The 18298-nt window shown below is 70.6% G+C and carries 13 protein-coding genes; 5 read left to right on the top strand and 8 right to left on the bottom strand.

The window, feature by feature from the left end; all coding sequences use genetic code 11:
* Positions 1-145 precede the first annotated feature (145 nt).
* Together BLU79_RS06445 and BLU79_RS06440 are read right to left on the bottom strand one after the other, a co-directional pair.
* On the bottom strand, positions 146-1861 hold the full coding sequence (locus BLU79_RS06445; protein ID WP_093904621.1) for an ABC transporter ATP-binding protein: 1716 nt from the start codon (positions 1859-1861) through the stop codon (positions 146-148).
* A complete protein-coding gene (locus BLU79_RS06440) occupies positions 1858-3648 on the bottom strand; it encodes an ABC transporter ATP-binding protein (protein WP_093904620.1) in 1791 nt (596 codons plus the stop codon). The genes BLU79_RS06445 and BLU79_RS06440 overlap by 4 nt, the downstream gene beginning before the upstream one ends.
* Before the next feature lie 76 nt (positions 3649-3724).
* Here BLU79_RS06440 and BLU79_RS06435 point away from each other — a divergent pair, with 76 nt between their 5' ends.
* A complete protein-coding gene (locus BLU79_RS06435; RefSeq protein ID WP_371131816.1) occupies positions 3725-4756 on the top strand; it encodes a helix-turn-helix domain-containing protein in 1032 nt (343 codons plus the stop codon).
* Between the two features lie 784 nt (positions 4757-5540).
* Here BLU79_RS06435 and BLU79_RS06425 read toward each other — a convergent pair.
* Both BLU79_RS06425 and BLU79_RS06420 read right to left on the bottom strand, forming a co-directional pair.
* Positions 5541-6992, bottom strand: a complete 1452-nt coding sequence (locus tag BLU79_RS06425; RefSeq protein ID WP_093904619.1) for an FG-GAP and VCBS repeat-containing protein — start codon at positions 6990-6992, stop codon at positions 5541-5543.
* A gap of 107 nt (positions 6993-7099) precedes the next feature.
* The gene (locus tag BLU79_RS06420) at positions 7100-8866 is read right to left on the bottom strand and encodes a trypsin-like serine protease (RefSeq protein ID WP_093904911.1); all 1767 of its coding nucleotides are present in this window, start codon (positions 8864-8866) and stop codon (positions 7100-7102) included.
* A 442-nt stretch (positions 8867-9308) separates the two neighbouring features.
* Here BLU79_RS06420 and BLU79_RS48100 point away from each other — a divergent pair, with 442 nt between their 5' ends.
* The 3 genes from BLU79_RS48100 (at position 9309) to BLU79_RS06410 (ending at position 11272) form a co-directional block, all read left to right on the top strand.
* Complete coding sequence (locus BLU79_RS48100) at positions 9309-9485, top strand: hypothetical protein (protein ID WP_177000891.1); 177 nt, start codon at positions 9309-9311, stop codon at positions 9483-9485.
* 384 nt (positions 9486-9869) lie between these two features.
* The gene (locus tag BLU79_RS06415) at positions 9870-10247 is read left to right on the top strand and encodes a hypothetical protein (RefSeq protein ID WP_093904618.1); all 378 of its coding nucleotides are present in this window, start codon (positions 9870-9872) and stop codon (positions 10245-10247) included.
* A 200-nt stretch (positions 10248-10447) separates the two neighbouring features.
* Complete coding sequence (locus BLU79_RS06410; protein WP_093904617.1) at positions 10448-11272, top strand: transporter substrate-binding domain-containing protein; 825 nt, start codon at positions 10448-10450, stop codon at positions 11270-11272.
* Positions 11273-11305: 33 nt separating this feature from the next.
* Here BLU79_RS06410 and BLU79_RS06405 read toward each other — a convergent pair whose 3' ends face one another.
* The 4 genes from BLU79_RS06405 to BLU79_RS06390 form a co-directional block, all read right to left on the bottom strand.
* Entirely contained in the window at positions 11306-11629 is a 324-nt protein-coding gene (locus BLU79_RS06405) for a barstar family protein (RefSeq protein WP_093904616.1), read from the bottom strand.
* Positions 11630-11650: 21 nt separating this feature from the next.
* Positions 11651-12991 carry a ferredoxin reductase family protein gene (locus BLU79_RS06400; RefSeq protein WP_177000890.1) on the bottom strand — a complete coding sequence of 447 codons (1341 nt, stop codon included), beginning with the start codon at positions 12989-12991 and terminating at the stop codon, positions 11651-11653.
* Between the two features lie 255 nt (positions 12992-13246).
* Positions 13247-14704 carry an FG-GAP-like repeat-containing protein gene (locus BLU79_RS06395; protein ID WP_093904615.1) on the bottom strand — a complete coding sequence of 486 codons (1458 nt, stop codon included), beginning with the start codon at positions 14702-14704 and terminating at the stop codon, positions 13247-13249.
* Positions 14705-14802: 98 nt separating this feature from the next.
* Complete coding sequence (locus BLU79_RS06390) at positions 14803-17583, bottom strand: glycosyl hydrolase (protein WP_093904614.1); 2781 nt, start codon at positions 17581-17583, stop codon at positions 14803-14805.
* A 187-nt stretch (positions 17584-17770) separates the two neighbouring features.
* On the opposite strand from BLU79_RS06390, the gene BLU79_RS06385 reads away from it, so the two are divergent.
* Positions 17771-18280: a hypothetical protein gene (locus BLU79_RS06385; protein ID WP_093904613.1), complete on the top strand. Its 510-nt coding sequence runs from the start codon at positions 17771-17773 to the stop codon at positions 18278-18280.
* Positions 18281-18298 lie beyond the last annotated feature (18 nt).

Raw genomic sequence — 18298 nt, 5'->3', positions numbered from 1 at the left:
CCAGCGTCCGGATACAGACCGCAAGGCCGAACGGCAACGGCAACGGCAACGGCAAGCGGACCTCGCCAACCGTCTCCCGCAGCACACGCTGACCCCCAGCCCCGGAAAAACCGCAAGAACCGCAAGAACCGCGCCAGGCGGCTGCTCAGTCCCGCGCCGTCCCGGCCAGGGACAGGTCCCAGTACGCTGCGTACCGGCCGACGCGCCGCAGCAACTCCTCGTGGCTGCCCTGTTCGACCACCCGCCCGGCGTCCAGGAAGGCGACGCGGTCGGCCCGGCGCACGGTCCCCATGCGGTGCGCCACCATCACCACGGTCCGGCCCGCCAAAAGCTCCTCGATGCCGGCGTGCACGGCCGCCTCGTTCACCGGGTCCAGGGCCGAAGTGACCTCGTCGAGCAGCACGATCGGCGCGTCCTTCAGCAACGCGCGGGCGATCGAGACGCGCTGCCGCTCGCCGCCCGACAGCAGCGCCCCGCCCTCGCCCACGCCCGCCGACCAGCCGCCGGGCATCCGCTCGATCACCTCGTCGAGACGGGACGCGGCGGCCGCGGCCCGTACCTCGGCGTCGGTGGCGTCCGGGCGGCCGAGGCGTACGTTCTCCTCGATCGTGCCGTCGAACAGGTAGACGTCCTGGAAGACGATGGCGATCCGCGACATCAGCGCCGCGGTGTCCATCTCCCGTACGTCCACGCCGCCGATCCGCACCGCGCCCGCGTCGACGTCGTAGAAGCGGGCGAGCAGGTGCAGCAGCGTCGTCTTGCCCGCGCCCGACGGCCCGACGACGGCGAGCCGCCGGCCCTCGGGGACGGACAGCGTCACTTCGTCGGCGACCGCGCGGTCGCCGTGCCGGAAGGTGACCGCGTCGAACACGACGTCGTGACCGGCCGGTTCGCGCGGCGCGCGAGGCTCCGGCAGCGGCTTGGTGTTGAGGACGTCGTCGAGGCGGGTGAGTTCGGCGCGGGCGGCGCGGATGCCACCACTCATTTCGGCGAGGGACAGCAGCGGGTCGGCGCATCGGGCAGCCAGCACCAGGACTGCGAGCACCTCGGCCGTGCCGATGTCCCCGCCGAGGGCGAGGTACGCACCGAGTGCGAGCAGCGCGGTGAACACCGTCTGCACGGTGACCGCAAGGCCCAGCACACCTGGCAGCGCCGAAAGGGTGGAGCGACGCGAGGCGCGGCTCAGTTCCTTCAGGGAGTCGTCCAGCAAACCGAATCGCTCGCCGGTGCGGCCGCCGGCGCGCAGCACCGGCTGGGCCTGGAGGTACTCGATGACGCGGCCGGTGGCCTCGCGCTCGCGTGCCACGCGCTGCGTGTCGGTAGCCGTCGTCGCGCGGGCCGTGCGCAGCTGGACCGCGACTACCAACGGCACAGCGGCCAGGCCGGCAAGCCCCAGCTGCCAGTTGAAGGCAAGCATCACGGCGAGGATCGTCAGCGGCGTCACACAGGCGGAGATGAACGGCGCCAGCAGGTGCGCGATCACGCTCATCGCCTGCACCACGCCCTGGCCGGCGAGGACGGACACCTCGCCGGTGCGGCCGGGCTGATACCAGCCGATGGGCAACCGGGCGAGGTGTTCGCCGAGGCGCTCGTACATGCCGTGCAGCATCGTCGTACCCACACGGAAACCGGAGCGGTCGCTGACGTACCGCAGCCCCGCATAGACCGCGACCGCCGCGCCGAAGGCGGCAAGCCAAGGCCGGGCGCCCTCGGGTGTGCTGCCGAAGAGCGCGCGCAGCACGGGCATCAGCAGGGCGTACGACAGTCCCTCGGCGAGGGCGGTCGCCGTCATCAGGGCAACGGTGCGGCGCACCGGCCCGGTGTACTCGTGGCCGAGCACACGCAGCAGTGTGCTGATCATCGGGCCTCTTTCCCTTCCATGACGCCGGCTTCCATGGCACCGGCGTGGATCTTCCAGAACTCGGCGAACGCGCCGTTCCGCGCGAGGAGTTCCGCGGCCGTGCCCCGCTCCACGATGTCGCCGTCGCGCAGCATCACGACGGTGTCGGCGTCGGCGATCGTCTCCAGGCGGTGGGCGATGACCAGCGTCGTCCGCTTCTCCCGGGTCTGCGCCAGCGCCTCACGCACCGCCCGCTCGGTCTGCGGGTCGGCGAAGGCGGTGGCTTCGTCGAGGACCAGGACGGGGGTCTCCGCGAGCAGGGCACGGGCGATCGAGACGCGCTGCGCCTCGCCGCCGGAGAGGCGGGCGTCCTCGCCGATCACCGAGTCGTAGCCGCGGGGCAGTTCGAGGATGCGGTCGTGGATGCTCGCCCGGCGGGCAGCGCGGACAACGGCGTCGCGGTCGGCGTGCGGGACGGCGAGGGCGATGTTGTCCGCGACCGAGGCGCGCAGCAGCCGGACGTCCTGGAAGACGAAGGACACCCGCCGGTACAGCTCCTGGCTGCCCACCTCACGCAGATCGACGCCGCCGAGGAGCACGGAGCCGTGCGTCGGGTCGTAGAACCGCGGCAGCAGCTGCACCAGCGTGGACTTGCCGCTGCCGGACGGCCCGACCACGGCCGTGATCGTCCCCGGCTCCAGCACCAGGTCGATCCCGTGCAGTACCTCGCGCCCGGCCTCGGCACCCTCGTACCCGAAGCGGACGTCCCGCATCTCCACCCGGTGTCCCTCAGGCGCCACCGGCCGTACGGGCTCGGGCAGCGACGGCTCGGCGAGTACGTCCCGGATGCGGCCGACGGCGCGCCGCGCGGCCTGCAGGTCGTCGAAGCCGTGCCCGAGCGCGGCCACGGGCGCGGTCAGCCCGAGGCCGAGAAGCAGGAAGGGCAGCAGGTCCGCCGGGGCGAGCCCGCCCCCGGTGATCCGGTACGCGCCGCCGACCAGCACCGCCAGCAGCACGAACGGCGGCGACAGCGCCACCTGCATCCCGGCGGCGACCCCGGCAAGACCCCGCACCATCCGGTAGAAGCTCCGGGTGAAGTCGCCCACCGCGGTACGGAACTTGCCGTGCGCCCGCTCCGACCCGCCGAACGCCTTCACCACCGCGATGCCCTGCACGAACTCGACCACCGACGCCGAGATCCGCCCCATCGCGGCGTCGAACTCCTTCTGCTCGCGCAGCCGCGCGGGGGTCATCATCAGCGGCACCAGCGCGACCGCCAGCAGCACGGGGATCAGCGTGACCAGCGTCAGCCGCCAGTCCACGGTGAGGAGGTAGCCGAGCGAGACGAGCGGCACCACGAAGGCGGAGACCAGCTCGCCCGGCGTGTGCGCGATGAGCGGGTGCACGGCGCTGACGTCCTCACCCACCAGCTTCGCCAGCTCCCCGGTGCGCCGCCGCGCCAGCCGGCCGATCGGCACCCGCCCGAGCCGCGCGGCGAGTTGCCGGCGCAGCGACAGTTGCACCCGGGTGTCGAGGAGGTGTCCGACGCCGGACGAGGCGGCCGTGAACAGCAGCCGTACGAGCAGTCCTGCCACGCCCGCGAGCACGACGTTGCGCACGTGCCCGTCGTCGGCCGGCCCCGGCGCCAGCAGCGTACGGCCGAGCTCGACGACCGCGAGGAGCGGCGCCAGTCCGGCGACAGCGCCGATGAGCTGCAGCACGACGACGACGGCTAAGCCGCCCGCGTACGGGCGCAACAGACGGTCCACCCCCGGTGGTGGAGGCGCGGTGGTTCCGGTGGAAGTCATGCGCTCACCTTCGCCGCGTCCGCGGCCCGCTGGATTGAAGAAATGTTCCGTCGGGGCGGGCCCGTAGCATGGACGCATGTCAACTGCCGTGCGCCAGCGCGTCGTTGCCCCCGTGTGGCAGGTCACGCGCCCGGCCCGGCCCGGCCGCGTACCCGGCGTCGTCCTGGCGGGGATGCGCGACCGCGGCCCGGCTCCGGTCGACCACCGGCTCGATCCGCACCCCGTGCTGACGCTGGCGCTGGCCTGCGGTGAGGGGGCGCTCGGCATCGACGAGTCGACGGGGCGGCGGCACCGCGGCAGCCTTGTCACCGGGCTCGGGTTCGGCGTCGGCGGTGCGGCGCGGGTGCGGGCCGCGAACGTCGAGTGGATGCAGGTGCGCGTGTCCCCCGCCATCGCGCGCGCCGTGCTGAGCGTGGGCCCTGCTGAGCTGGAGAGCTCCGTGGTGACCCTGGACGACCTGTGGGGAGAGCGGCGGGCGGCCCGGCTGCGCGAGCAGCTGGCGGCGACCGCCTCGTGGGAGGAACGCTTCGCGCTCGTCGAAGCCGTCCTCGCCCGGCTGAGCGCCGCGGGGCCCGCCATCGAGCCGGAGCTGGCCTGGGCCTGGGACCGTATCGTCGCCGAGCACGGCCAGGTGCGGGTCGAGGAACTGGCCGACGAGCTGGGCTGGAGCCGCAAGCGCCTGTGGTCCCGCTTCCACGCGCGGCTCGGCCTGCCGCCCAAGCGCGCCGTGAAGCTCGTCCGCTTCGACTGGGCCGCCACCCGCCTGGCCGGGGGCCAGGAGGCGGCCAGGGTGGCGGCCGACTGCGGCTACGCCGACCAGTCGCATCTGCACCGGGACGTCATGGCGTTCACCGGTGTGACCCCCGCAACCGTGGCCGGCCAGTCGCTCATCGCGACGGCCGACATGGCGTGGGTGGACCACGTGCCGCGCCTCTCGGCACGATGGGGCAATGCCCCAGCCTCCCGTTTCGACGGGCCGCACCGGCCACCGCCGCCAACCGGCGGAGGCACCCGAGGCGAACGAGTTCCCGGGCAGAGTACGGATGTACGGTCCCGTCACCGGCGCCGGCAGCCCGCTCGCGCCGCCGATGCGGGCGACTCCGGCTGACGGCGGCTTCGTGGGACGGTGCGATCCGGGCATCGCGCACGAGCGACCACCCGGCTACGGCCACGGCGGCGTCAGCGTCAGCGTCAGCGTCAGCGTCAGCGTCAGCGCCATGCTCCTCGACGAACTTGCCGTCCCTCAATCACACAAGGGGAGACACCGCCCCTACGTGGAAACAGCGCGCCCTTCTCTCCACGCGTGAGCGACGCGTGAGCGGACGGTGGAGCACGAGCCTCCAGAAGCGGGACCAGCGATCACACCGGGTGGTGCTGACCTGCAAGGACAGCACCACCCGGCATGACCCCACACCTTTGATCATGAATTGCGTCCCACTCCTAAAGCGGGTGTCGCAGGTTCGAATCCTGCCGGGGGCACAGTCTCTGACCAGCGCGTTTACCTCTCTCGGGTAGGCGCGCTGTTCGTCGTGGCCGTGGCATTGGTGCGGGTGTATGCCGGGCGTGACCTCTCACGAAGAAGGTTCTGTATCAACCGAGGCCTGCGCCGGCGCCACGTGACGGTGGAAGCGGCCCCGCCGCGCGAACTCGCTCCCTGGGACGTGATCGCGAAGGATCTCGCGGACGCCGTCAAGGACGGCACAACGCTGCCCGGCGAGGGCGTCCCCACCGTCGGCGCCATCGCCCCGGCTCAAGAACGACGGTCTCATCGCCGCCCTGGCAGTCGGGGCACGGTGGCTCGACGCAAACCCCCCGCCGGCGGGCTCGGTGCCGGCAGGCGGGGGGGCTGGCCGTGGATCGCTCCTCAGTGGTCGACGCGGCGGGCAATGGGCTCAGCGTGCGAACGGGCCGCCCAGCCGCGCATACGGCAGCTTCAGGGTCGTCACGGAGTACGTCTTGGAGCCCGTCGTCGTGATGCCAGACGTGGAGCCCTTGAGCTGGTGGACGAGGCCCCAGCGGTCCTCGTACCCCAGCTGCTCGTTGGTGTCGATCATCAGGTCGGCGCGGCCGTCGCGGGTGTAGTCGGTGAGCTTGAGGTAGGCGCCGAACTGGTCCTCGGTCTCGGGGGTGCCCGCGATGCCGGAGGTGTCCTGGGTGTAGGACTTGGCGCCGGTGCCGGTCAGGCCGCCCGCGCGGCCGAGCAGGACGGTGACCGAGCCGGCGTTGCGCTTGGTGCCGAGGTCCTCGCCGCGGGCGCCGATGGCGAGGTCCGCGTAGCCGTCGCCGTTGACGTCGCCGGCGGCGATGGCGGAGCCGAAGTAGTCCTCGTTCTCCGCGGAGCCGGGCACTCCGGTGGTGTTCTGACTGAACTTCACCGGCTTGCGGGCCGTGTTGGGGCCGCCGGAGCCGCCGTACTGGACGGTGACGTAGCCGCGCTCGCCGTCGCCCGTCTCGTAGCCGCGGCCGATGGCGAGGTCACCGTAGCCGTCCTTGTCGAAGTCGCCGATGGCGAGGATGTCGCCGCCCTGGTGGCCGCCGTCGTCCGGCACCAGCACCTCGCCCGCACGCTGGGTGAAGGTGCTGCCGCCGCGGTGGAAGTAGGCCCGCAGGTTGATGTCGTTGTCTCCCTGGAGATCCGACCCGAGTATGTACAGATCGGTCGCGGCGTCGGCGGTGACCCGGCCGGCGACCAGGTTGGGGGCGTGCAGATAGCCGTAGCCACCGCCCAGGGAATCCCAGCCGCTCTTTCCGCCGGTGCGTGTGAAGGGGCCCTTCAGGAGGACCACGCCCGCCCGGCTGTTGCTGGTCACGGCGAGGTCCGGGTCGCCGTCGCCGTCGAAGTCGCCGGAGACGACGTCCTCGCCGAAGTGGTCGCCCTGGTTCTCGTACTCCTGCGGGACCGGCGAGTTGAAGCCCGTGCCCGAGCCGAGGCCGCCCGCGCCGCCCCAGACGACGGTCAGCCCGCCCCGGGACTGGATGGTGCCGGCGTTCTCGCCGGGCGAGGAAACGACCAGGTCGGCGTAGCCGTCGCGGTCGAGGTCGGCGGTGGTGGCGGCGGCGCCCCACCAGTCGCCCTCCTCCACCGCGCCGGGGATGCCGGGCGAGTCCTGGTGGATGGTCTGGACGCGGGTGCCGGGGCCGGTCGACGTGCCGTAGACGACGGTGACCCGGCCGTCCTTGCCGTGCGAGCCGCCGAGCATGACGAAGTCGCGGTAGCCGTCACCGTTGAAGTCGTCGGACAGCTTGGCGGGGGCCGCCGACGCCGCGGGGGCCGTCAGGAGCGGTGTGCAGACCGCTGCCGCGAGGGCCACGGCAGCGGCGAGGGCGGTACGTCTGGCGCGCATGGGTCTCCGTTGTCGAGATCGCGCTGTGAGCGACCTGTTGATCTGATCGACTGCGCTCTACGACGTACCCGGCGGTCGAATGGTTGTACGTACGCTCACCCGCGGTTTCAGCCCCAGATGTCGTACTGCTGGAAACCGGTGCCGACCGAGACCCGGGGGGCAAAGATCTCGGTGGTCGCCTTCCCGGTGCCCTTGTAGAGGTAGAGCGTGCCGCCGGGGGTGCGGGCCAGGAAGTCGGCCTTGCCGTCGCCGCTGATGTCGCCGACCGCGTCGAAGGCGTTGTAGCCGGTCCAGGCGCTGCGCACCTTGATCCGGGAGGAGAAGGCCTCGGAGCCTGCCTTGCCGGTGCCCTTGTACAGGTACAGGTCGCCGGTGCCGGACTGGCGGGCGAGCAGGTCGGCCTTGCCGTCACCGGTGAGGTCGCCGTGGCCGCGCACGGAGTTGTACTGGTTCCAGCCGGTGCGGACCGAGTAGCGGGAGCCGAAGGTGCCGTTGCCCTTGCCCGGGTAGATCCACAGTATCCCGCCGGAGTCCACCGACAGGATGTCGGGCAGGTAGTCGCCGGTGACGTCGCCCGGCGCGATGATCCGGGTGCGGGTCTTCCAGCCGGTGGAGATCCTCGTGTCGGTCCAGGAGCCGTCCGTACGGGCGCTGTTGAGCACGAAGTGCGCCCAGTACACGTCGCCGGTGGAGCTGACCCGGTAGATCAGGTCCTGGTAGCCGTCCCGGTTGAGGTCCGTCTGGAGGACCAGGTTGGCGCCGCTCCAGTTGCCCCAGGAGGTGCGGGCGCCGAAGGAGCTGCCGTCTGAGTCCTTCTCGTAGCCGGTCTTCGTGGAGGAGTTCCGGACGAAGATGTCGGCCTTGCCGTCGGCCTTGCTGTTGAAGGTGCTCAGGTTCGTGTCGTCGATCTGGGGATAGGCGGAACCGACGTACGCACTCACCTTGGTGAAGACGCTGTAGTAGTCCTTCGCCACGCAGTCGTTGTAGTAGCCCCAGGAGGCCACGCCGACGATCCTGCCGCCCGCCACGAGCGGGCCGCCGAAGTCGCCGTCGCACATCGCGCTGGTACCGGTGTCGCTCCCGCTCTGCGTGCCCGCGCAGACCATGCGCCCCGCGACGAAGGCCGAGTCGTAGACGCCGGAGCAGGTGCTGTCGGACTGCAGGGTCAGCGTGGCCGTCCGCAGCGTCTGGGAGATGTCCTGGCCGGTGGAGCTGGTACGGCCCCAGCCGTAGACCTTGGCCTGGGTGCCGGCGGCGTACGAGCCGGTGTCGCCGGAGGTGACCATGCGGATCGGCGTGGCCTTGACCGGGACGGACAGGGTGAGCATGCCGAGGTCGTTCTCGTTCTTCCCCGCCTCCTTGTCCACCGGGTCGTACCCCGGTTGCCACCACTGGCGCAGCACGGCCGTGGCCTGCCCGCCGTGCAGTTCCGTGGTGCCGGTGGAGTCAGTGGTGGGCAGTTGGTCGGTACCCGTGACGACGGCGCCGTGGGCCTGCCAGTTGTAGTCCCTGTTGTCGTTCCTGAGGCAGCGGGCGGCGGTCAGGATCTTCGTCGGCGCCACGACCGCGCCGCCGCAGAGGAAGTCCACGTCGTCGCCGGTGTCGGTGGTGTTCTTGTCGTCGTGGTACCAGAGCTGGGCCATCCACGGGGCCGTGCTGATCGCGGTCTCGCCGCCACCGATGATCATCGGTTCGACGCTCGACGTGTTCGTGCCGGAGTTCAGCGAAGACTTGTTGGTCGTCCGACCCGCGGTGTCGTCGCCGGCGAGGGCGCCCGCGATGCGCTTCTCCAGGGTGGCGAGCGAGGGCGAGCCGATGGCCGGCTTGACCGTCGGGGTCGGCACGGCGGTGGCCGCACCGGCGGAGGAGGTCATCAACGCGGCGGCGACGGCCGCGGCGACACCGGCGGCGACGACGGGCAGGGCGATGCGTCTCCGACGTCTGTGACGGCCGCCGGACGGTGTCGTGGTCAAGGGAGTCCCCCAGAAGAAATATGAGACAGGAGGGACGCGTGGTGCGTCCCTCCCTCTCAGCGCCGGAAAGCCGACCTCCGTCACCGATCGCCACGGTCCGCCTCGGCGAGGTACACGCCTTGGCCGTGACCAGGCCCGTGTCCTTCAACCGGGCCGGCGCGGTATCGAACAGGACATCGGCACGGCCGGCCTCGGCCGGCCGCTCGCGGAAGTCGGGCAGCCGAACGGCCCTGAACTGTCGCAGTACGCCCGGCGCTTGTGGTCGGGGGACAGTCAGGTGTACCCGACCTGCATGCACCAGTAGGACAACCACAGGAGCTGATTCCGCGTGCGCGTTCGAGTGATGACGAAGCGAATGGCCGTCGTGGCGACAGCGGCCGCAGCTCTCGCCGCCGACTCACTGGCCACGGCCCCCACCGCCTCCGCCGATGACCACAACAACACCCGCGACGACGACCGGGTCCACCCCCGCCCGGCGGCCCAACTGGAGGCGGTGCCGATGCCAATCCCGGTCGGATGAACGTTTCTCCCAGGCGAGACGGCCTGCAGCCAACTCTTCCGCAGGTCACAGCCCGCCCAGAGAGAACTCGTCGTGAGACGAACTCGGCGACGCTGCACGGGAGTTTCGCCGGCGCCATGCGTCAGCGGCGAAGAGCCTGGGCCGCCTCGCGCTCATGGCGCGGCCACACGGGTGGTTCTGCGCGGAGCGCCTACGCCCGCCTTCGGCTTCGTGACGCCTTGGCCGTACAGGGGACTTGGGCCGGCAGGGGGCCGACTCCCTTGTTCGTTGGTCAGACGATCCGGCGTGCCGTCAAGCAGATTTCAGACATTTGCGCATTAACCTCTCGTCACCTTATGACGTGGCGGATTCGCGTACGCGTCCGCTTCAACGCTCGGAGAAGACATGCGCAAGTCTCGCAAGACCGCTGTCGTGGCCGTCCTCATCAGCGCCATCGGCTTCCTCGGCACCGGCACCGGCACCGCCTACGCCGACGGGCATGGGCGCGATCACGGACAGAAGCACTCACAGAAGCACTCGCAGAAGCACGGGCACAAGCACAAGAAGGGAGAGAAGGAGCAGAGCAAGGAGAGCCAGACGCTCCTGATCAACCAGAGCACCAGTTGCTCGACGACCGAAGAGAACGTCGACGTGATGGGCCAGTCCGGGGTCGAGAACGGCCGGGAGGGCAACCGGGACAACGGCGAAGGCTCGCCGGGCTCGCAGACCACCAACCTCGGGTCGAGCCAGGGCTGCAACAACACCGTCGTCCTCGGCAAGTAGCTCCAGCGCCGTCCGGCCTGCAAGGGCGAAGGCCACCTACCGATCTCGGTAGGTGGCCTTTGCCGTCCAGGTGGCCGTCCTGGACGACGTGGGTGGTGAAGGTTTGCCGGTGAGGGGCGGGTTCCGCGTTCGGGGCGTGATCGACTGGGTAACGAAGCCGCGAGAAGCACCCGCCTTGTCCCCGGTCAGGAAGTGAAGCCATGCACCGCAGAACCACCTTGACCGCTCTCGCCCTCGCGCTCGCCACCGCCATCGGCGGAACGGCCTACGCCACCCAGGCAGGCACCGAGGCCGGCCCGTCCGGTCGGCACCACTCCAGCAGCCTCCTGGACAAGGTGCCCGAGCGCGGGGTGCTGCGCGTGTGCACCACCGGTGACTACCGGCCGTTCAGCCATCTGGACCCCGCCACGAAGTCGTACACCGGCATCGACATCGACATGGCGAAGAATCTGGCGACCGGCCTGGGGGTGAAGCCCCGGTTCGTGGCCACCACTTGGGCCGAGCTCATGGACGACCTGACCGAGGGCAAGTGCGACATCGGCATGGGAGGCGTCTCCGTGACGCTGGCCAGAGCGCGCAAGGCGTACTTCAGCACGCCCTACCTCGTCGACGGCAAGGCCCCGATCGCCCGCTGCGAGGACAAGAGCAAGTACCAGTCCCTGAAAGAGATCGACCGGCCGGGTGTCCGGGTGATCGTCAACCCCGGTGGCACCAACGAGGCGTTCACCAAGGCCAACATCCGCCAGGCCACGGTCATCACCCACACCGACAACACCACGATCTTCGACGAGATCATCGCGGGCCGCGCCGATGTGATGATCACCGATGGCAGCGAGACCGAGTACCAGTCCAGGCTTCACCCGGAACTCTGCGCGATCAACCCCGACAAGCCGTTCACCTTCGGCGAGAAGGCATACGTCCTGCCACGTGGCGACGAGGAGTTCAAGGAGTACGTCGACCAGTGGGTCCACCTGGCCACCCACGACGGTACCTACGACGGTTACGCCGCGGACTGGCTCGGCTGACCCGGCACGAGTCCACGTTCGGGTGGGTGGGCGCTACTGGTAGCGGATGCGGCGCGGGACCGTGAAGTACTGGCCGTATTCGTCGGCGTAGTCGTCGAGGAGTCCACGCAGTTTCCGGGCCTCCGCCGGGAGCGCCGCCGAGAAGGCGGCCCACCCGGTGAAGGTCAGCTCGCGCGGCAGTTCGACGAGGCCGGTGATCGCGTCCCAGAAGGCGCTCCAGTTCCGGCCGTAGAAGTCGGGGAACATCAGCTCCCGCTGAAGGAGCCGTTGGAGTTCCTCGGCGTCCCGTACCCCGGTCAGGTCGATGACCACCGAGTCGGGGACCGTGGGCTCCGCTTCGTTCGTTTCGTCCGTCATCACGGTCAGGGGTCCTTCCCGTCAGGCCAGGCCGAACCGCTCGGCGTGCACCTGTCGCGCCGGGACCCGCAGGTCCCGCAGGGCGGACAGCACCGCCGTGGTCATGGCGGGCGGGCCGCAGACGTACACGTCGCGTTCGGTGACGTCGGGGACCAGTCGGTGCAGGCTGTCCGGGGCGAACGGCGGGGTGCCGCCCTCGGCTGTCCTGCCGGTGAGCAGGTGCAGCCGCCCGCCGCGGAGCGCGACCAGGTGGCGCACCTCGTTCAGGAGGACGGCGTCGGCCTCACTGCGGACCCGGTACAGCACGACGACGTCACCGGAGCCCTGTTCCTCCAGCATCGCCCGCACGGGCGTGATGCCCACGCCGCCGGCGATCAGCAGGGCGCCGGGCCGGGTCCGGTGCAGCGAGGTGAAAGCCCCGTACGGTCCCTCGACGAAGGCGCGGCTGCCGACGGGGACGTCACGCAGGCCGGCGCTGGCGCTGCCGACCGCCTTCGCCGTGAGGCGCAGCCCCCGTCCGTCGGGCGCCGCCGACAGGGAGAAGGGGTTGGCCGGCCACCAGTGGTTGTGCCCGGGGAACCGCCAGATGCAGAACTGGCCCGCGCGGGCGGGGAGTTTGTCGAGGTGGCGGCCGGTGACGTACACGGAGACCACCTGGTCCGACTCCGGCACCACGGCCGTCACGCGGAACTGGTGGTAGGCGTTGCGCCACAGCGGCACGGCGAGACGCCCGGTCAGCAGGGCGCCGAAGGCGAACAGCCACAGGATCCACCAGTAGGCCGTGGCGAACGCGGAGGACGTGAAGGTCGTGGTCTCCTGCAACTGGTGGACGAACGCCAGGCCCAGGGCCACGTAGAGCAGCAGGTGCAGACCGTGCCAGACCTCGTACTGGAGCCGCCGCCGCAGGGCACGGGTGGAGATCACGGCGATCACGACGATGACGGCCGCGGCCAGCATGCCCAGCAGGGAGGCCGGCACCCCGCTCAGGGCGACGAACGTCTTCGCCATGGACGTGTCGTCGAGCGTCGCGTAGCCGAGCACCACCAGCGTGGCGTGGGTGAGGACGGTCCACAGCAGGGTGAAGCCGACCCAGCGGTGCCACACCGTGAGCCGGTCCATTCCGATACGGCGGTCCAGCCATGGCAGCCGGGCCACCAGCAGCAGTTGGAACAGCATCAGCAGGGCCGCGTGCAGTCCGAAGAACTTCGCGACCGTGAGCACGCTGTTCTTGCCCGAACCGGCGCTGAGGAACAGCGCCTCGATGATCACCACGTTGACGAGGACGAAGGTCCACATCGCCCAGCGCGCCGCGTCCACCGGAAGCACGGTGCCGCCGCGCAGCGTGTTGCTCGTAGCCGCCATGGTTGCTGCCTCTCATCCCCCGTGGCCGCAGTGCGAACGGCCGTATGCGCAAACCCCATGAAGACCGAGGCAATCGGCCGAATGCGCACCTCGATCGGGTAAGAATACGGCGGACGGGCCCGATCCGTTCATGCCGGAACCATGGAATCTGACCGCCTTTGGTGCGTTGTAAGTCAGCACGACGGAAGGGGCGGCCCCGGAGTCCTCCGGGGCCGCCCCTTCCGGCTGTCTGCCTACCTGGTCAGGAGCCGGACATCAGGAGCCCGACATGACGTCCCCGAACATGGGGTCGTCCCCCGACTTCCCGATGCCCACGGACCCCGCACCGAAGCTCACCGCGCCGGTGGTCGTGATGCCTCCGGTGGAGCCGCGCAGGACCCATACGGCGCCGTCGTCGCTGTTCTCGCCGCCCGCGCCCACCGACAGATCGGCGCGGCCGTCCTTGTTGTGGTCGGCGAGGTGGATGGCGTCGCCGAACATGTCCGATGGCTCGTTGGCGCCCGGGACACCCGAGGTGCCCTGGTTGAAGGACTGGGCACCGGTGGCCTTCAGGCCGGAGGCGCTGCCGCGCAGCACCCAGACGCTTCCTGTGTGGCTCGCGGAGCCAACGGTCTCGAAGACCGCGCCGACGGCGAGGTCCGGGTAGCGGTCACCGTTGACGTCGCCCGCGGCGAGTGTGCTACCGAACAAGTCCCAGGATTCGTCCGCGCCCGGCACACCCGCGGTGTCCTGGGTGAAGACGGTGCTGCGCGTGGTGTCGACGCCCGCCGCGCCGCCGTGGAACACGGTGACGTAACCGCCCTCCGCCGTCTGGTCCAGGACCTCGGGGGAATCGGTGCCGACGACCAGATCGTCGTGCCCGTCGCGGTCGAAGTCGGCCGCGGTGAGCGCGCTCGCGTACCCAGGGCCCACCTCGGTCTGCAGCGCGGGCCCGGTCGAGGCGCCCAGGTAGACGAAGTTGCCCGCGGAGGACCCGACCACCACGTCGTCCGCCCCGTCGTTGTCGAAGTCGCCGGCGGCCAGCTGGACGGCGCCGTTGGGGTACGAGCCGGACTCGATCTGCGCGTCGAAGCGCAGCTTCCCGGCCGCGCCGGCGGACTTGGTGAAGCCGCCCTTGAAGATCCACACGTCCTTGCCGGTGGAACCGACCGCCAGATCGACCTTCCCGTCACCGGTGAAGTCACCGACCGCGAGCGACTGGCCGAACCGGTCGTGGCCCGACGCGTTCGGGTCGCTGATCGACGTGCCGCCCGACAGACCGGACGAGCCGCCCCACAGGATCGTGACCGAACCGCCGTCGGCATCGCTGCCGACGTCCTCCAGCGGTGTGCCCACGACGAGATCGCCGTAGCCGTCTCTGTTGAGGTCACCGTGCGCGAGTTCGGTGCCGAAGCGGTCGGAGGCCTCCGAGTCGCCCGGCACACCGGAGGAAGTCTGCGATGTGGTCTTGTGCCGCGCGGCGCTGATCCCGCTCGACGAGCCGTAGTTGACGACCACGGCGCCCGCCTTCGCCTTCCCGCCCGCGACGGCCCCCGGGGCGCCGGTCGCCAGATCGCGGTAGCCGTCACCGTTGAAGTCGTCGGCGAGACCCGACGCGGCGGCACTCGCGCCGCCGGGCAGGGTGATGAGCAGGCCACCGGCCAGGGCGGCCGCGACGGCGGTGGCGCCCAGGACGAGGGGACGCCGGGAGCGCTTGTGGTGGGGCCGGGACATGGATTCCTCTCCAGGACATACGTACGGGCTCAGAGATGACCTCTGGTGAGCCTGAAGGGTTGTACGGGAAAGGAGTGTCAGCCGTGGGGAGTCACAGGTCAGCCGTAGGGGATCACCACCACCGACCGGTCCGTGCCGGTCTGGAGCCGGGACGTGCCGTTGCCGATGGCGCTCCACACCTCCAGTCGTACGGTTCCGCCACTCAGGTTGCCGAGGGTGCCGGTGGTCGCCTTGAGGCCGCGGGACTGGGTGTACTCCTCCCAGCCGGTGACCGGGTCGGTGGCGAAGTACTGGTACGTCTCGGTTCGGTCGAACGTGCCGTCGCCCGTGAGGTCGTAGCTGATCCTGGCCTGCTGGCCGAGGCCGACCGTGGTGTCCGCGTCCACCTGGAGGCGGAAGGTCGTGGCGGCGCCGGGGGTGAGGGTGCCGTTGACGCCCTTGATCTCGTACACGAGCGGTTGGTGCGGGGTGCCGTCGTGGTTGGCGCCGCCGGCCGAGGGGAGGGTGTCGCCGGCCGCCGTGCCGCCGGTCGCGGTGGTGAGCGTGCCGCCGGAGCGGAGCTGGTAGGTGTTTCCGGTCGGGGGTTCGGGGTCCGGGTCCGGGTCGCCGCTCCCGGTACCGGTGGTCGTCGCCGTCGAACGCGCGGGCACGGAGAGGGTCTTGCCGTCGGAGAAGGTGACCGTGCGTGCCGTGGCGCCGTGGTTGTGGGCGACGTACGTCCGGACGGTGCCCTTGGTGAAGGTGGCCGAGGTGGGGAGGTCGCCGGTCACCGTCGCGTCGGGGGCGCCGTACTCGTTCAGGGCGCTCAGCCAGTGGTACGTGTGGGCCTTGGACTCGCCCTCCTCCGGGGTGTAGGCGGCGTTGCCGGCGTCCCACTTGGCCTTCGCCGCCGCGGGGTCGGCGAGCGACTGGAACTCCCAGAGGATGTCGCGCCATTCGACGGCCGGGCCGCCGTTCTCCCGCTCCAGCTCCGCGAGGTTGCGTCGGATCGCGGCCTTCTCGCCGCCGAGGTGGAGGCTGGAACCGCTGGTCACGGGGAGGACGTTGATGCCGTGGATCTCCTCGGGGTTGGCGGTCCACCAGGTGGCGTAGGCGGCGCCGCTGCCCCAGACCATGCCGGCGGTGTCATGGCCGAAGGAGGACGGGAAGACCTGCTCGTCGGCGTCGAACCAGTACTGGGCGATCGCCTCCGACTCCGTGGTCAGCAGATAGCTGCCGAGGTCACGCAGGGCGGTGTCTCCGGTGGCCGAGCCCCACAGGACGAGGGCGGCGCTGAGGTTGGTGGACTCGGACGACGACTCCTGGTTGTTGCCGGCGGCGAAGCCCTGGTGCCCGGAGGCCCAGCTGTGTCCGGCGTAGACGTCGAAACCGCGCAGGAAGGGGAAGGCGCTGTCGGTGCGGCTGGGGTTGGCCGTGTCGCGCACCAGGGTCTCGACCATGCCGCCCCAGGCCGAGTCGGCGGCCCAGGCCTGGTCGTACTGGGCCACGATCGCGGCCGCGTAGACGTAGTAGCCGTAGTGGAAGTGGTGGTCGTTGAGCTCGGTGTCGCTGCCGTAGGAGGCGGGGTAGCCGGTGAGGGTCTTCCAGGCGCTGTCGTAGGAGAACTCGTTCGCGCCGCCCGCGGTGAACCAGTCCTGGAGGCGGCCCTTGATCAGGCCGAGGAGCTTGTCGCGGATCGCGCCCTCGCCGATCTGGTCGGCCAGCGGCACCAGTTGGGCGAGTTTGCCGAGCGCTTTGCCGGTCCAGTAGGTGTCGGTGGCGCCGGAGAAGGGGTCGGCGGCGTTCGCGACCTCGTTCAGATAGCCCTTGAGCCGGGCCGCGTCGACGTCACTCGGCTTCGGCAGCGTGGGCAGCACGGCGGAGGCCGGCCGGCCGGTGGTGAAGGAGGCCGACTCGCGGACCTTCATGGTGCCGCGCGGGGAGACGTAGGTGTACGCGGTGAGGGCGTCGGTGGTGTTCAGCCACTGGTGGCGGTAGAGGGCCTGCAGCGTGCCGCGCTCGGTGCCCTCCTTGGCCTCGGTGGTGAGCGTGTAGGTGGCCTTCACGGTGCCGCCGGTGGAGCTCCAGTTCACGGTCGAGCCGGTGACGAAGCTGTACGCGTACTTCCGGTAGGTGGCGAGGGCGTCCGTGGTGGGGAGGACAGCCACGGAGAAGTAGTCCTTCGCACCGAGGCCGGCGCTGATCGTGGAGCCGGAGACGTTCCAGTCGCTGCCGGTCGGCGCGAACAGCGCGTAGTGGTGGCCGGCGACCGTGATGCCGAGGACGCTGCCCTGGTCTGCGAAGACGGTGGGCGCCTCCGCGGTGGTGATCCGGGCGTCACCGCCGGAGCCCTTGGCGTAGACGAAGGGCATGCCGTGGCCGATCGTCGTCCGCAGGGTGCGGGTGCCGTCGGACCAGTACGGGGTGACCGTCCAGTCGGACCAGTCGTCCGCCTTGGTGTCGGGGGAGTTGAGCCCGGCGAGGCCGATGGTGAGGTCGCGCTTGTGGGCGTACTCGTACTGGCGGCCGTCGCCCACGATCGCGGGGCTCGTCGGGTAGCCGACGTCGAGTCCGCCGGAGCCGGCCTGGTAGGTGAGGGGATGGCCGTACATCGGGGTGGAGTACGGGTTGTCGCCGTAGCGCTGGAAGGCGAGGGAGGACCACCAGTCGTTGGTGGGCACCGGCCGGTCCTTGGCGGCGGCGGTGACCTTGGGGAGGACCGGAGTACCGGTGTTGGTGGTGGGGCCCGACGTACCGGCGGGGCGGCTGTCGGAGTAACTGCCGGAGCCTACGGGGACGGTGGCGGCCACCGCCGGGACGGCCGCAGGACCGAGTCCTACGGCGGCCAGGGCGGTGGCCAGGAGCAGCACCGCGGCGGATCTGGTGTGGGGGGCTGGCATGGACTGCACCTCATGTCATCGCGACGGAAGGGGATGACTCATCACGGACCGGACGAAACTTGAGAGCGCTCTCAGATTTGCCGCGAATTTACGTCCGTTGAACATGGGCGTCAATAGGTGTCACGGCAACGGGACTTGGGGCTCCGCGTACAGCGCACCCAGTCTGTGCCGAGCGATAGCATCCCGCATGCCCATTCCTTGGGAGTCCAGCGCCGACGCGTTCGCACAGGTTTTCAGGCAGCGTGGGATCGATCCCGACGCCGTACGTGATGTCGAGGCCGCGTGGGAGGCGTTCGGTGAGTTCCTCCAGATCGAGATCGCGGGGATCGAGGGGCCCGAGAACGATGGCGACGGCTTCATCGTCTCATGGGGCAGGTGGGGCTGGAACGACGACCAACCTGCTCTGTCCTTCGGCCGGCAGCTGGCCGTCACCGAGGCCGGTACGCGCGACGATCCCCATACGCAGCCGGAGTACTGGCAGGTGGAACTTCTGCTCACCTTCGCCGAGGACCCGGCCTGGGCCGACCTCGACAGCCTCGGCCCTCAGGACACCGGGTTCGACTTCGACGAGATCGGCGCACCCAGAAACGCCGCGCTCGGCCGGATCCGCCGCTTCCTCCAGTCCTGCCCCCAGCCGGCGGCTCTCTGGCGAGCGGAGCCCGCTCGCAGTGGCCTGACCCTTGAGCGGGTGGACTAGTGGACCAGTAGTGGGCCG

This window comes from Streptomyces sp. cf386, from assembly GCF_900103585.1.
GTDB lineage: Bacteria > Actinomycetota > Actinomycetes > Streptomycetales > Streptomycetaceae > Streptomyces.
Note: the sequence above shows the minus strand (reverse complement) of the source record. Positions and strands in the feature narration are given on the sequence as shown.